General features: G+C 34.7%; 16 protein-coding genes. 3 read left to right on the plus strand and 13 right to left on the minus strand.

Annotated elements, in window-relative coordinates:
* Positions 1 to 5: 5 nt before the first annotated feature.
* From rpmC to rpsL, 13 genes are all read right to left on the minus strand, one after another.
* Positions 6 to 197 carry a 50S ribosomal protein L29 gene (rpmC, locus tag Q0772_RS01545; RefSeq protein WP_298340591.1) on the minus strand — a complete coding sequence of 64 codons (192 nt, stop codon included), beginning with the start codon at positions 195 to 197 and terminating at the stop codon, positions 6 to 8.
* Between the two features lie 12 nt (positions 198 to 209).
* Positions 210 to 629: a 50S ribosomal protein L16 gene (rplP, locus tag Q0772_RS01550; protein ID WP_298339329.1), complete on the minus strand. Its 420-nt coding sequence runs from the start codon at positions 627 to 629 to the stop codon at positions 210 to 212.
* A gap of 21 nt (positions 630 to 650) precedes the next feature.
* A complete protein-coding gene (rpsC, locus tag Q0772_RS01555) occupies positions 651 to 1,367 on the minus strand; it encodes a 30S ribosomal protein S3 (protein WP_298339332.1) in 717 nt (238 codons plus the stop codon).
* Between the two features lie 7 nt (positions 1,368 to 1,374).
* Positions 1,375 to 1,782 carry a 50S ribosomal protein L22 gene (gene rplV, locus Q0772_RS01560; RefSeq protein ID WP_298339335.1) on the minus strand — a complete coding sequence of 136 codons (408 nt, stop codon included), beginning with the start codon at positions 1,780 to 1,782 and terminating at the stop codon, positions 1,375 to 1,377.
* A gap of 6 nt (positions 1,783 to 1,788) precedes the next feature.
* On the minus strand, positions 1,789 to 2,067 hold the full coding sequence (gene rpsS, locus Q0772_RS01565; RefSeq protein ID WP_013869040.1) for a 30S ribosomal protein S19: 279 nt from the start codon (positions 2,065 to 2,067) through the stop codon (positions 1,789 to 1,791).
* A 3-nt stretch (positions 2,068 to 2,070) separates the two neighbouring features.
* Positions 2,071 to 2,898, minus strand: a complete 828-nt coding sequence (gene rplB, locus Q0772_RS01570) for a 50S ribosomal protein L2 (RefSeq protein ID WP_298339338.1) — start codon at positions 2,896 to 2,898, stop codon at positions 2,071 to 2,073.
* A gap of 10 nt (positions 2,899 to 2,908) precedes the next feature.
* Positions 2,909 to 3,199 (minus strand): 50S ribosomal protein L23, encoded by a 291-nt coding sequence (rplW, locus tag Q0772_RS01575; RefSeq protein WP_298339341.1) that lies wholly within the window; start codon positions 3,197 to 3,199, stop codon positions 2,909 to 2,911.
* A gap of 7 nt (positions 3,200 to 3,206) precedes the next feature.
* A complete protein-coding gene (rplD, locus tag Q0772_RS01580; RefSeq protein WP_298339343.1) occupies positions 3,207 to 3,836 on the minus strand; it encodes a 50S ribosomal protein L4 in 630 nt (209 codons plus the stop codon).
* Positions 3,836 to 4,453, minus strand: a complete 618-nt coding sequence (gene rplC, locus Q0772_RS01585) for a 50S ribosomal protein L3 (protein ID WP_298339346.1) — start codon at positions 4,451 to 4,453, stop codon at positions 3,836 to 3,838. The genes rplD and rplC overlap by 1 nt, the downstream gene beginning before the upstream one ends.
* 142 nt (positions 4,454 to 4,595) lie before the next feature.
* Positions 4,596 to 4,901: a 30S ribosomal protein S10 gene (rpsJ, locus tag Q0772_RS01590; RefSeq protein WP_007650482.1), complete on the minus strand. Its 306-nt coding sequence runs from the start codon at positions 4,899 to 4,901 to the stop codon at positions 4,596 to 4,598.
* An 11-nt stretch (positions 4,902 to 4,912) separates the two neighbouring features.
* On the minus strand, positions 4,913 to 7,039 hold the full coding sequence (gene fusA, locus Q0772_RS01595) for an elongation factor G (RefSeq protein WP_298339350.1): 2,127 nt from the start codon (positions 7,037 to 7,039) through the stop codon (positions 4,913 to 4,915).
* A 3-nt stretch (positions 7,040 to 7,042) separates the two neighbouring features.
* Positions 7,043 to 7,519, minus strand: coding sequence for a 30S ribosomal protein S7 (gene rpsG, locus Q0772_RS01600; protein ID WP_298339353.1), 477 nt, complete (start codon positions 7,517 to 7,519; stop codon positions 7,043 to 7,045).
* A 21-nt stretch (positions 7,520 to 7,540) separates the two neighbouring features.
* Positions 7,541 to 7,915 carry a 30S ribosomal protein S12 gene (rpsL, locus tag Q0772_RS01605; RefSeq protein ID WP_019386263.1) on the minus strand — a complete coding sequence of 125 codons (375 nt, stop codon included), beginning with the start codon at positions 7,913 to 7,915 and terminating at the stop codon, positions 7,541 to 7,543.
* Between the two features lie 176 nt (positions 7,916 to 8,091).
* Between rpsL and Q0772_RS01610 the strand changes: the two genes are divergently transcribed.
* From Q0772_RS01610 to Q0772_RS01620, 3 genes are all read left to right on the plus strand, one after another.
* Entirely contained in the window at positions 8,092 to 9,786 is a 1,695-nt protein-coding gene (locus Q0772_RS01610) for a POTRA domain-containing protein (protein WP_298339356.1), read from the plus strand.
* Positions 9,787 to 9,903: 117 nt separating this feature from the next.
* Entirely contained in the window at positions 9,904 to 13,020 is a 3,117-nt protein-coding gene (locus Q0772_RS01615; protein ID WP_298339359.1) for a SusC/RagA family TonB-linked outer membrane protein, read from the plus strand.
* A gap of 10 nt (positions 13,021 to 13,030) precedes the next feature.
* Positions 13,031 to 14,536 (plus strand): SusD/RagB family nutrient-binding outer membrane lipoprotein, encoded by a 1,506-nt coding sequence (locus tag Q0772_RS01620; protein ID WP_298339362.1) that lies wholly within the window; start codon positions 13,031 to 13,033, stop codon positions 14,534 to 14,536.
* The last annotated feature ends 3 nt before the right edge of the window (positions 14,537 to 14,539 follow it).

The raw sequence follows: 14,539 nt of genomic DNA on the forward strand, positions 1-14,539 counted from the left end.
CAGAATTATTGTGAATCTCTTTTAGTTAATTCAGTCGCAATTCTAGCTACAGTTCTTCTAATTGAACGTAACTGAATTGGGTTTTCTAAAGGAGATATAGCATGAGCCAATTTTAGGTCTGAATAACTCTTTTTTGTTTCACTAAGTTTTTCTTGTAACTCAGCTACCGATAATTCTTTAATTTCTGATTGTTTCATCATCTTAAATTATTATGCTTCGTAATCTCGAGCAATTATAAACTTAGTTTTAACTGGTAGTTTTTGTGCTGCTAAACGCAATGCTTCACGAGCAACGTCTAATGGCACACCACCTACTTCAAATAAAACACGACCTGGTCTACATACAGCTACCCATAATTCAACAGCTCCTTTACCTTTACCCATACGTACTTCAAGAGGCTTTTTTGTGATAGGCTTGTCTGGAAATATTTTAATCCAAAGTTGACCTTCTCTTTTCATGTAACGTGTAGCGGCAATACGTGCTGCTTCAATTTGACGTGCAGTAATAAACGTAGCGTCTAATGCTTTTATTCCAAAAGTACCGCTTGAAAGTTGATGTCCTCTACCAGAGAGACCTTTCATACGTCCTTTTTGTTGTTTACGAAATTTTGTTCTTTTAGGCTGTAACATTTTTCTTTACTTTATAAAAAATTACTTTCTACGACGAGGTCCTTTGTTTCCTCTTCCTGCTCCACCTTTTCCACCTTTTTTGGATAAACCAACCAGCGGAGAAAGCTCTCTTTTACCATATACTTCACCTTTCATGATCCATACTTTAACACCTAATCTACCGTAAGTAGTATGTGCTTCTACTAAAGCATAATCAATATCGGCTCTAAAAGTTGATAAAGGAATACGTCCTTCTTTGTAGTGCTCAGAACGTGCCATTTCAGCTCCGTTTAAACGCCCACTAATCTGAATTTTAATTCCTTCTGCGTTCATACGCATAGTAGCAGCAATAGCCATTTTGATAGCACGACGGTAAGAGATACGATTCTCTATTTGACGTGCAATACTTGATCCTACTAAAAATGCGTCAAGTTCAGGTCTTTTAATTTCAAAGATGTTAATCTGAACTTCTTTTCCAGTAATTTTTTTAAGCTCTTCTTTTAACTTGTCTACCTCTTGACCACCTTTTCCGATAATAATACCAGGTCTAGCAGTAGTGATAGTAACGGTTACAAGTTTCAAAGTTCTTTCAATAATTACTCTACTTACACTAGCTTTAGATAAACGCGCGTGAACGTATTTTCTAATCTTATCGTCTTCGGCAAGTTTATCACCATAATCGTTTCCTCCGTACCAGTTTGATTCCCATCCTCTGATAATTCCTAAGCGATTTCCGATTGGATTTGTTTTTTGTCCCATACTCTTATTAAGCTTGTGTGTTATTGTTAGCTCCAACCACTAATGTTACATGGTTTGAACGTTTTCTAATTCTGTGTGCACGACCTTGTGGTGCTGGACGTAATCTTTTTAACATAGATCCGCTATCCACTTTAATCTCTTTTACAAATAATTCTGCAGTTTCAACATCAGCATCTTCATTTTTTGATTGCCAGTTAGCGATAGCTGATAATAACAACTTCTCTAAACGACCTGATGCTTCTTTATTATTGAACTTTAAGATATTTAGTGCATTTTCTACCTTTTCGCCTCTTACTAAATCAGCTACTAAGCGCATTTTTCTTGGTGATGTAGGACAATTATTAAGTTTTGCAAAAGCAATTTGTTTTTTTGCTTCCTTAATAGCGTCTGCCATTTGTTTTTTACGACTTCCCATAGCTTACTACTTTTTACCTTTATTTTTAGCACCGGCATGTCCACGGAATGAACGTGTTGGTGAAAATTCTCCTAATTTATGACCTACCATGTTTTCAGTTACATAAACTGGCACAAATTGACGGCCATTGTGTACTGCTATAGTTTGTCCAACAAAATCTGGAGTAATCATACTAGCACGAGACCAAGTCTTGATTACTGTTTTTTTGTTAGCCTCGACATTAGCCGCAACTTTTCTTTCTAATTTATAATGAACGTAAGGTCCTTTTTTTAATGATCTTGCCATGTCTTATTTCTTTCTACGTTCTACAATATATTTATTACTTGCTTTAGTCTTAGAACGGGTTCTGTAACCTTTAGCTGGAATACCGTTTCTAGAACGAGGATGTCCACCTGCAGATTTACCTTCACCACCACCCATTGGATGATCCACCGGATTCATTACAACTGGTCTTGTTCTTGGACGTCTTCCTAACCATCTTGTTCTACCTGCTTTTCCACCAACAAGTAACTGGTGATCTGAGTTAGAAATAACACCTATAGTAGCCATACAGTTAGCAAGAATTAATCTTGTTTCACCTGATGGTAATTTTATAGTTGCAAACTTACCATCTCTTGCCATTAACTGAGCAAATGCACCTGCACTACGTGCCATAACAGCACCTTGACCAGGGCGTAACTCAACACATGAAATGATAGTTCCTAATGGAATTTCACTTAATGGCATTGCATTTCCAATTTCTGGCGCAACACCTTCTTTACCTGATACTACATTTTGCCCAACCTGTAAACCATTTTGTGCAATAATGTATCTTTTTTCGCCATCTTGATAGTTCAATAGTGCAATAAAAGCAGTTCTGTTTGGATCATATTCTATCGATTTAACTTCACCAGGAATTCCAGCTTTGTCTCTTTTAAAATCGATAATACGATACTTTTTCTTATGACCTCCACCAATGTAGCGCATGGTCATTTTTCCTCGATTGTTTCTACCACCAGACCTTTTGTTCGGAACGAGTAAACTCTTTTCCGGCTTATCAGTAGTAATGGCATCGTAACCGTTTACTACTCTAAATCGCTGTCCTGGTGTGATTGGTTTTAATTTTCTTACTGACATTGTTGTCTAATTACATGTTACTGTATAAATCAATCATTTCACCTTCCGCCAGTTGTACAACTGCCTTTTTAACAGCATTTGTTTTACCATGTTGAATACCAGTTTTTGTATACTTGGTACTTCTATCTGGACGGACATTTATAGTACGAACTTTTTCAACAGAAACTCCGTAAGTGGCTTCTACCGCTTTCTTGATTTCTACCTTGTTCGCCTTTGTATTCACTGAGAACCAATAGCAGTTTTTTAACTCACTATCAGCTGTCGCTTTTTCTGTGATTATAGGTTTAATTAAGATACTCATCTGTTTCTTATTTACTTAAGTTTGTTTTTATTCCTTCTAAGGCACCTTCCAAAAGCACTACTTGATTAGCATTTAGTATCTTGTAAGTGCTTAATTCTGAAGAAGTTATAACCTCAGAACCTTTTAAATTGCGCGATGACAAATATACGTTATTATTTGACCCACCCAACACAAACAGCGTTTTTTTGTTTTCTAGCTCTAAAGCCTTTAAAACCGCTGTAAAGTTTTTAGTTTTTGGAGCATCAAAATTAAAGTCCTCTAGAACTGTAATTGACTTCTCTCCTGCTTTGATACTTAATGCAGATTTACGTGCTAAACGCTTTAAGTTTTTATTAAGTTTAAAACTGTAATTTCTTGGTCTTGGACCGAACATACGACCTCCACCTTTAAATACACCAGACTTAATACTACCTGCTCTTGCAGTACCTGTTCCTTTTTGTTTTTTAATCTTACGTGTTGATCCAGCAATCTCTCCTCTTTCTTTAGATTTGTGAGTACCTTGTCTTTGGTTGGCTAAATATTGCTTAACATCCAAATACACTGCATGATTATTAGGTTCAATAGCAAACACATCTTTAGAAAGGTCTGCCTTTCTACCTGTGTCTTTTCCGTTTATATCTAAAACTGCTACTTTCATTACTTCTGAATTGTTACATAAGCGTTTTTGTGTCCTGGTACGCAACCTTTAACAACAAGTATATTCTTTTCAGAAACTACTTTTAAAACTCTTAAATTTTGAACTTTCACTTTTTCTCCTCCCATTCTTCCGGCCATTTTCATGCCTTTGAATACTCTTGCAGGATAAGATGCAGCTCCAATAGAACCTGGTGCTCTTAAACGGTTATGTTGACCGTGAGTAGCTTGACCTACACCACCAAAACCATGACGTTTTACAACACCTTGAAACCCCTTACCTTTTGATGTACCTGCTATATCAACAAACTCACCTTCAGCGAAATGTTCTACAGTGATAGCATCCCCTAATTTGTACTCCGCATCAAAACCTTTGAATTCAACAACTTTGCGTTTTACAGAAGTACCCGCTTTTTTAGCATGACCTAAGTCTGCTTTAGTAGCGCTTTTTTCTGTCGCGTCATCGAAACCTAATTGAATAGCTTTATAACCATCAACTTCTTCAGTTCTGACTTGGGTAACGATACATGGTCCAGCTTCGATTACTGTGCAAGGAATGTTCTTCCCATTTTCATCAAAGATGCTGGTCATACCGATTTTTTTTCCAATTAACCCAGACATATTTATTAAATTTAATTTATTATTATTTGTTATTTAAAACTCAAGGCTGAAAATACACTTCAGCCTTGAATTGTATTTTGCCGTTTTTCCCGCGACCGCATCGGTGGGACATGTGTTACGGTATTTACTACCGAAAATATACTTATACTTTAATCTCTACTTCAACACCACTAGGTAACTCGAGTTTCATCAATGCATCAATAGTTTTTGACGAAGAAGAGTAGATATCTAATAATCTTTTATAAGAAGATAATTGAAACTGTTCTCTTGATTTCTTGTTTACGTGTGGAGAACGTAATACAGTGAAAATTTTCTTGTGCGTTGGTAATGGAATTGGTCCCGTTACTACAGCTCCAGTACTTTTTACTGTTTTTACAATCTTATCAGCAGATTTGTCTACTAAATTATGATCGTAAGACTTAAGTTTTATTCTGATTTTTTGACTCATTTTCTTAAATTTTAAGCTTCAACGCCTTTAGCTGCTTTAATTACTTCTTCAGATATGTTAGAAGGAGTTTCAGCATAATGTGAAAATTCCATTGTTGATGTCGCACGACCTGATGACAATGTTCTTAATGTAGTTACATATCCAAACATTTCAGATAATGGTACAGTAGCTTTAACAGTTTTTGCACCAGCTCTGTCACCCATGTCGCTTACTTGACCTCTTCTTCTATTTAAATCACCTACAATATCACCCATATTTTCTTCAGGAGTAATTACCTCAAGCTTCATGATAGGCTCCATTATTACAGCTTTTGCAGCTTTAGCTGAGTTTTTAAATCCAAGTTTTGCAGCCAATTCGAATGATAATTGATCGGAATCCACATCATGGTAAGACCCATCCTTCAATGTTACTTTCATAGAATCAACTTCATATCCAGCTAATGGTCCATTAACCATCGCCATTTTGAATCCTTTCTCAATAGAAGGTATAAATTCTTTAGGAACGTTACCACCTTTTATTATAGATTCAAATTGAAGACCTACTACACCTTCGTCTGCTGGTTCAATTGTAAATACAATATCAGCAAACTTACCACGACCACCAGATTGCTTCTTGTAAACTTCTCTATGATCTGCAGATTGAGTTATAGCTTCTTTATACTCTACTTGTGGCTGACCTTGATTTACTTCAACCTTAAACTCACGTTTTAAACGGTCAACAATAATATCTAAGTGAAGCTCACCCATTCCAGAAATAATTGTCTGTCCTGAAGCTTCATCAGTTCTTGCTGTAAATGTTGGATCTTCCTCAGATAACTTAGATAAAGCCATACCTAATTTATCAACATCTGCTTTAGTCTTAGGCTCAACCGCAATACCAATTACTGGATCTGGGAAGTCCATAGATTCTAAAACAATTGGATTTTTTTCATCAGACATAGTATCACCAGTCTTGATATCCTTAAATCCTACCGCTGCTCCAATATCTCCTGCTTCAATAAAATCGATAGCATTTTGTTTATTAGAGTGCATTTGGTAAATACGAGAGATACGTTCTTTTTTACCTGAACGATTGTTCAAAATATAAGAACCCGCATCTAAACGACCAGAATACGCTCTAAAAAATGCTAAACGCCCTACGAAAGGATCTGTAGCAATTTTAAATGCTAAAGCTGAAAATGGCTCACTAGCACTAGGCTTACGTATAGCTTCTTCACCAGTATCTGGATTTGTACCAATAATATTATCTCTATCAGTTGGAGATGGTAAGTAACGGCAAACAGCATCTAATAAAAACTGTACACCTTTATTTTTGAAAGCAGAACCACATATCATTGGAATGATAGCCATATCCATTACAGCAGCTCTAAGTGCAGCATGCACCTCTTCTTCAGTAATAGAATCTTCATCTTCCATGAACTTTTCTAGTAAGTTCTCATCGTAAGTTGCCACCTCTTCAATTAAAAGTGCTCTATACTTACGCGCTTCTTCTTTTAAATCTTCTGGAATATCAATAACATCAAAAGTTGCCCCTTGAGTTTCATCATGCCAAACAATAGCACGATTTTTTACTAAATCGATAATTCCTTTAAAGTCTGCTTCATCACCAATGTTTAAAACGATTGGCACTGCGTTAGACTTTAACATGTCTTTCACCTGTTGACAAACACCTAAAAAGTTAGATCCTTGACGGTCCATTTTATTAACGAAACCAATACGAGGTACCTTGTAGTTATCAGCAAGTCTCCAGTTAGTTTCAGATTGAGGCTCAACACCATCAACGGCACTAAACAAGAATACTAAACCATCAAGTACACGTAATGAACGATTTACTTCAACTGTAAAATCTACGTGACCTGGTGTATCAATTATATTAAAGTGATACCCTTTAGTTTCCGAAGTTGGTTGCCCGTTCTCAATAGGGAACTTCCATTCACAAGTTGTAGCTGCAGAAGTAATTGTAATACCTCTTTCTTGCTCTTGTTCCATCCAGTCCATTGTTGCAGCACCATCATGTACTTCACCAATTTTATGAGAAACGCCTGTGTAATAAAGAATACGCTCTGTAGTAGTAGTTTTTCCTGCATCAATGTGAGCAGCAATACCTATATTTCTAGTATATTTTAAATCTCTTGCCATGTCTTAAAATCTAAAGTGAGAGAATGCTTTGTTTGCTTCTGCCATTTTATGCGTATCAACTCTTTTCTTAACCGCTGCACCCTCTTCTTTAGCTGCTGCTAAAATTTCAGACGCTAAACGCAAAGCCATAGACTTTTCATTACGTTTTCTAGCATAACCAATCAACCATTTCATAGCTGTTGACACTTTTCTATCTGGACGAATTTGCATTGGAATTTGGAATGTTGCACCACCAACACGACGACTACGCACTTCTACGTGAGGCATCACATTTGACAAGGCATCTTTCCAGATTTCTAAAGCTGTTTTTTCTTCATCTGTTTTCTTTGAATCTACAATATCTATAGCATCGTAGAATACTTTAAAAGCCACGGACTTCTTACCATCCCACATCATCATGTTAACAAAACGTGTTACTAACTGATCATTAAAACGCGGATCTGGTAAAAGCGGTCTCTTTTTTGCTGCTCTTTTTCTCATGTCTTCTTCTTAAAGTTTTAATTACTTTTTAGGGCGTTTAGCACCATACTTAGATCTACGTTGCGTTCTACCTGAAACACCTGCTGTATCCAAAGCACCACGAACAATGTGATATCTAACTCCTGGCAAATCTTTTACCCTTCCACCTCTAACCAATACTATCGAGTGCTCTTGTAGATTATGTCCTTCACCACCGATGTATGCATTAACCTCGTTTCCGTTTGTTAAACGCACCCTTGCAACCTTACGCATCGCTGAGTTTGGTTTTTTAGGCGTTGTTGTATAAACACGAGTACACACACCACGTCTTTGCGGACAAGAATCTAAAGCAGCCGATTTACTCTTCTTGGTTATTTTGGCTCTTCCTTTTCTTACTAATTGCGAAATTGTTGGCATATATATTAATATAAAATTTATTATCCTCTTTTTAAGAGGGGTGCAAATGTAGAAATTAAAATTTGAAATTCAAATCCTAAATGATTAATTTTTAAGAGTTTTCAAAAATAATATACCTAACCATATTAAATACTTAGATTTTGCGTTAGATTTACATCAAAATTAGCCGACTAAGCGTGCAAAGAACACTTCTATTACTCTTTATTATCTATACACTTTTTTCTTTTGAAGGATTTTGCCAAAATTTAAACTTAATTATTAATGGTAAAACGAATGAAGAAACGAAAATAATTGATTCTTTACAGTACAATAAAATTCATACTGATTTTAATTCGATAAAAAATGAAGTTAATACGATACAAAACCAACTTTTTAAACTTGGTTATATCGAAAATGAAATAAAACAGACAAAAAAAATTAATGACTCTTCTTTTCTATCTAAAGTATTACTCAAGAAGAAATTCAACACTATTACCATTTCTTACAACAAAAATGATATTGATTTATCGACTTTAGAATTAGTATCTAAAGATGTTTTTGAGAACAACTTCAAATTAGATTTTTCAAAAACAGAAAATGCCCTGAACATTATTAATTCTGAAATTTCAAAAAAAGGGTTTCCATTTTCAAAGCTTAAATTATCAAATATTACAATTGAAGGCTCAAACTTGAGGGCTTCACTAATAATTGATTCTTACAAAGAGAAGAGAAAAATAAATGATATCATAATAAAAGGTTATGAAAAATTTCCTCGATCCTACTTGAAACACTTTTTAAAAATTAAAACTAATCAAGTTTTTGATCTAGATGTTATAAAAAGCAAGACCGAAGCGTTAAATAATTTGAATTTTACAAATCAAATAAAATCCCCAGAGGTTTTATTTACCAAAGACTCCACTACTCTTTATTTATACCTTAACAAAGCAAATAGTAATACATTTGACGGTTTTTTGGGTTTTGGAACTAATGAAGACACCAATAAAATAGAGCTTGATGGATACCTAAACTTAAATTTAACCAATAATTTAAACTTTGGTGAATCATTTAGGCTATTATATAAGAGTGATGAAATTGATCAGCAAACTTTTGAAGTAGACGTCTCACTACCATACTTATTTAATACACCTATTGGAGCAGATTTACTATTAAGAATTTTCAAAAAAGACACAACTTTTACTACAGTTAACCAATCTGCTAGGTTACATTATCAAATCAATTCAAACCATAAAGTTTATGGTGGCATCATATCAACTGAATCGAATAACCTCCTTTCTGAAGCTAATATTACTTCGATAATCTCAGACTATAAAACACAATACTTAACATTAGCTTATCAATTTTTAAAGCCGCAATCAAATAATTTTCTATTCCCAATAAAATCTAAATTGTATTTTGAAACTGGTTTTGGAACAAGAGAATCAGCTTCTAGTAATGAAAAACAATCTCAATATACAATTGATGCCCTAAAAATCTTCACTTTAAACAAGAAAAACAGTTTATATATTAGAATGAACGGTTCTAGTTTAATTTCTGACACTTATTTTGAAAATGAACTTGTAAGATTTGGCGGAATAAACTCCATTAGAGGATTTGAAGAAAATAGTTTATTCGCATCCCTTTTTGGTACTATTAATACAGAATATAGATTTCAAGTTAATAACAGCATATACATACATTCTATTTTTGACGCAGGCTATTTTGAAAACAAAATAATAAGCACCAAAGAAAAATTGTTTGGTTATGGTTTTGGTTTCGGAATATTAACTAAATCGGGGTTACTAAGATTTAACTATGCTAACGGTAAAAATGAGAATACCAAATTTAAACTCTCAAATTCTAAAATACACCTCAGTTTGGTAGCTAATTTTTAGTATAGAATTATCATTTTCTTAAAAATTTGGGCTTTTTGCCAAATTTTAACCATTATTTATTGTTTTATTAACTTTATTTTATGATTTTTGGCATTGACTAATTCAAATAATTATAAAATGAAAACAAAGTTTAGTGGAATTCTAACGCTATTACTAGCGTTTGTTGTGCAACTAACGTTTGCACAAGAAAAGACAATTTCAGGTACAGTATCAGATGGTTCTGGTCTGCCTTTACCTGGAGCAACTGTCTTAGTTAAAGGTACTTCTTCTGGTACATCTTCAGATTTTGATGGTAATTATTCTATAAAAGCTAATCAGGGTTCAACCCTTGTATTTAGTTTTGTAGGATACACCACAAAAGAAGTTTCAGTTGGTGCCTCAAACACAATTAATGTTACATTACAAGAAGATGCTCAAGCTCTTGAGGAGGTAATCGTTACTGCATTTGGTATTGAGCGAAAGCCAAAAGAGTTAGCTTACTCTACAGTTGAACTTGATGAAGAAATTTTAGTTCAAGCAGCTCCTGTTTCAATTGAATCTGCCCTTATAGGTAAATCAACAGGTTTAAATATCAACTTCAACAATAATGGTGTTAACCCTACAACTACTGTTAGACTTAGAGCTAACAACTCTTTGAGTCAAAATAACAATGCTTTAATTGTTGTTGATGGTGTACCGCAATCTGATAGTTCTCTTGGAGATTTAAACCCTCAGGACATCGCTAATGTAACGATACTAAAGGGTGCCACTTCTGTAACACTTTATGGATCTAAAGGTGCTAATGGTGCAATTATCGTAACAACTAAAAGAGGTAAGAATAGTGAAAAAATTAATGTTAGCATTAACTCTGCTGTAACTTTCACAGAGGTTAAGTTTTTTCCTGAAACGCAATCAGAGTTTGGTAGTGGCTCTTCTAATGTTTTTGATTACAACCCTATTGAAAACGAAAGCTGGGGTCCTAGATATGATGGGACTTTAAGACAAGTAGGACCTACTCTTCCAGACGGAACATTTCAAGTCTTACCTTATGCTCCCGTTAAAGAAGGCAGACAAAGTTTTTTTGAAACTGGTATAACCACGCAAAATGGAATATCTTTAAGTGGAGGGAATGAAAATGCTACGTATTTCTTTTCAGCGCAAAGAGTTGACACTAAAGGTGTTACGCCAGGGGACAAATATACCAAAGACAATTTTAGGTTTAACGGTAGTATGAAGTCTGGTAAACTAGAAACATCAACTAACATTTCCTTTTTTCAAGACAAAACTAATGTAGCTGGGGCAAGTCCAAGTGATGGTAGTTTTTACAGAATACTTCTTAATACACCTGCACATTATAGATTGAGTGATTATAGAAACTGGAGAACTGATCTTTACTCTACTCCAGAGACATATTTTAATGCATTCTTCAAAAATCCTTATCAAATAGTTGATCAAAATAGAGACAACTCTAGAACAAATCGATTACAAGGTGTTGTTAATTTGAAATACAATTTCAACGATTGGTTATCCGCTAGTTACACTTTGGGTGGTACTTGGTTCAATAGTGAATTCAAAAACACTAATGAAGCATATACTTATGCTCCTACTACTTACACTAGACCTGATGATGAGGTTAATGCCGTAAGAGACGGTATGCGAAATGATTTTAGATTAAATTCAGATTTATTTCTAACTCTAGAGAAGGATTTAAATGAAGATTTCAGTTTGAGATTTTTGGTTGGTACTCACGTGGAGAGCAGAAGAAATAACCAAATTAACATATCTTCTAATAACTTATTCACCAATGTTATCTACAATGCTAATGTAAGAACAGGTAACCTTGACTTTGATAATGTTAATTTCAATTCTCCTCAAGGTGTCTTTATGAAAAGGCTTTATTCATACATGGCAGATACAACAGTAGGATTCAGAGATTTCCTTTTTTTAAGCGGTTCTTGGAGACAAGATACATCATCAACATTACCAGTTGAAAACAACACTTATTCTTATTTTAGTGGAGGTTTATCATTTGTTGCTACAGATGCTTTTCCTTCAATTAAAAGCGACGTATTAAGTTTTTTAAAATTCAATGCAAGTTATGCTAAAGTAGGTAATGATGCAGGTATCGGTCTAACAAATGAAAACTTTATAACACCAACTGGCTTTCCATTTGGTACAACTCCAGGTTTGAGAAATACAACAAGAGCTGTAGATCCGAACTTAAGTCCTGAATTTTCTTATTCTACAGAATTCGGGTTAAGAGCTGAATTTTTTAAAAGCAGAGTGAGATTAGAGGCTAACTATTATGATGTAGAGTCTGAAGATCAAATTAACAATTCAACAATTTCTGCAACTTCTGGGGCTTTAACTTTCCTCACGAATTTAGGTGTGATATCTAATAAAGGTATAGAAATAGATTTTGGTTTTACTCCAATACAGACAGAAGATTTTGAATGGGATGTTAACTTCAATTACAGTTTTAATGATTCTAATGTTGAATCATTGGCTGATGGAACATTAGCGCAAGGAGTACAGACTTCTTTCCAAAATACTGCAGCTCTTGAAGCTCAAGTTGGAAATCCATTCCCTCAACTAACTGCGCCAGGTTATACCAGAGATGCTCAAGGAAGAATTGTTGTAAATGAAAATGGAGATCCATTTGCTACAAATGAATTTGTTAATCTTGGGTCTACTGTTCCCGACGTAATAATGGGTTTAAATACTAAGATTCGATATAAAAATTTATCTTTGAGGGCTGTTGCTGATTATAAAACTGGTCATGTTTTCTACAGTACTTTAGTAGAAGCTCTAGAATTTGCTGGATTAACAACTCAGAGTGCTTCTACAAACAGACAACCATTTATTTTCCCAAATTCTGTTTATGAAACCGCTCCTGGTTCAGGTGTGTTTGTTGAAAACACCGACAGACCTACATCTGGTGGTACCAGACAGTTTTGGCAGAATGCATACAATAACATAAAAGAAAATTATGTTGTTGATGCTACAGCTTTAAAAATTAGAGAAATTGCTTTAGATTACAACTTTCCTAGTAAACTTTTGAAAAACACTTCTATCGAAGCTATTACAGTAGGGCTTATAGCAAATAACCTGTTTATGTTCAGACCAGATGAAAACAGGTATACTGACCCTGAATTTTCAATCAATACTACTGGATCTGGTACTACTGGTATTGGTTCTTCTGCTCAAGCTCCACCAACAGGATCATACGGTATGAAAGTAAACATTAAATTTTAAACGAATGAAAATGAAAAATTTTAAATATTACTCAATTTTACTACTATTTATGACAATGATAATGTCATACTCTTGTAGTGACAGTTATATAGATGTAAATGATAGTACAACTAATCCTCCATCATCTACACCTGACCTTACTCTAGTTGTTGCTCAAAAGCAAACAGCAGATATGTTTTACAATGCTAATAATGCTGGTAATGCCTTTCACCTTTTAGGAGGTATATATGCTGGTGTAATTTCAGATTCTGGAGACAGAGTATGGTATGACACTGAACAACAATATTTTATTAATACAGACACTTACCAATCATTATGGAATAACACTTACACTCTACCTTTATCTAACTATGATTATGTAGAAAATTTTGAAGGTATTGAGTTCGATAATTACAAGGCTGTTGCTAAAATCATGAAAGCATATCACTTTGCAACATTAGTTGATCAATATGGAGATATACCTTATTCTGAAGCTTTTGCTAGAGGTCTTAATCCAAGGCCTACCTATGACGATGATGAGGCTATTTATGATGATTTATACAATGAACTTAATATAGCCATAGCAATGATCAATAATGCTCCACCTGAGACCACAGCCATAGCAAACGATGCCATAATGGGGGGCAACATGCAAAGGTGGCAGCAGTTTGCAAATACTCTAAAATTAAGAATATTAATTAAGCAAGCTAATCTAAGTAAAGACCTTAGTGCTGAATATTCGGAAATAATGAATAATGGTATCGGATTCATAACTAGCACTGTTGCTGTAAATCCGGGTTATGCAGACCAAGTTAATCAACAAAATCCATTTTGGTCTTTGCATGGTTTCACTCCAGGAAGCACAACTGCACCTCAAAGAAATGGTGGTGCTACAAGAGGAAGCGAAACATACATTAACTTTATGACAGACAACTTAGACCCTAGAGTATCTAGATTATTTTTACCTGCTTCTTCGGATGGAGAGTTACGTGGTGTTCCTCAAAACGTATACGAAACACAATTTGACACATCAAATACGTCTGAACTAGGTCCTGCTTTACTTAATTCACCAGATCAAGATGCTCAATTGATGTTAGGTTCTGAGGCTTTATTTTTACAAGCTGAAGCTGTTCACAGAGGTTTGATGCCAGGTAATGCTGGTGATTTGTACAGATCTGGAATCGAAGCTTCATTTACAGAAATGGGAGTAGCAGCTCCTGCCACAGCCGCCGCTGCTTATGAACTAAACTCTAATAATATTATAAATTGGGATCTCGCTGTAGCCAATGGAAATGAGTTAGAAGCAATAATAACTCAAAAATGGGTAGCTGGAGGATTTATAACTGGTTTTGAAGTATGGATGGATCGAGTTAGAACTAATTTCCCTTCTTTTATACCATTACCTGTGGATGCAGTTTCTCCAATATTTCCATCGAACTTGTTGTATCCTACTAGAGAATTCTCAACAAATTCTGATAATGTACCTGAACAAGGAACAAATGCCGCATTTGATAGACGAACGTTCTGGATGCAATAATAA

It is taken from the genome of uncultured Algibacter sp. (assembly GCF_947490405.1).
Classification (GTDB): domain Bacteria; phylum Bacteroidota; class Bacteroidia; order Flavobacteriales; family Flavobacteriaceae; genus Algibacter_B.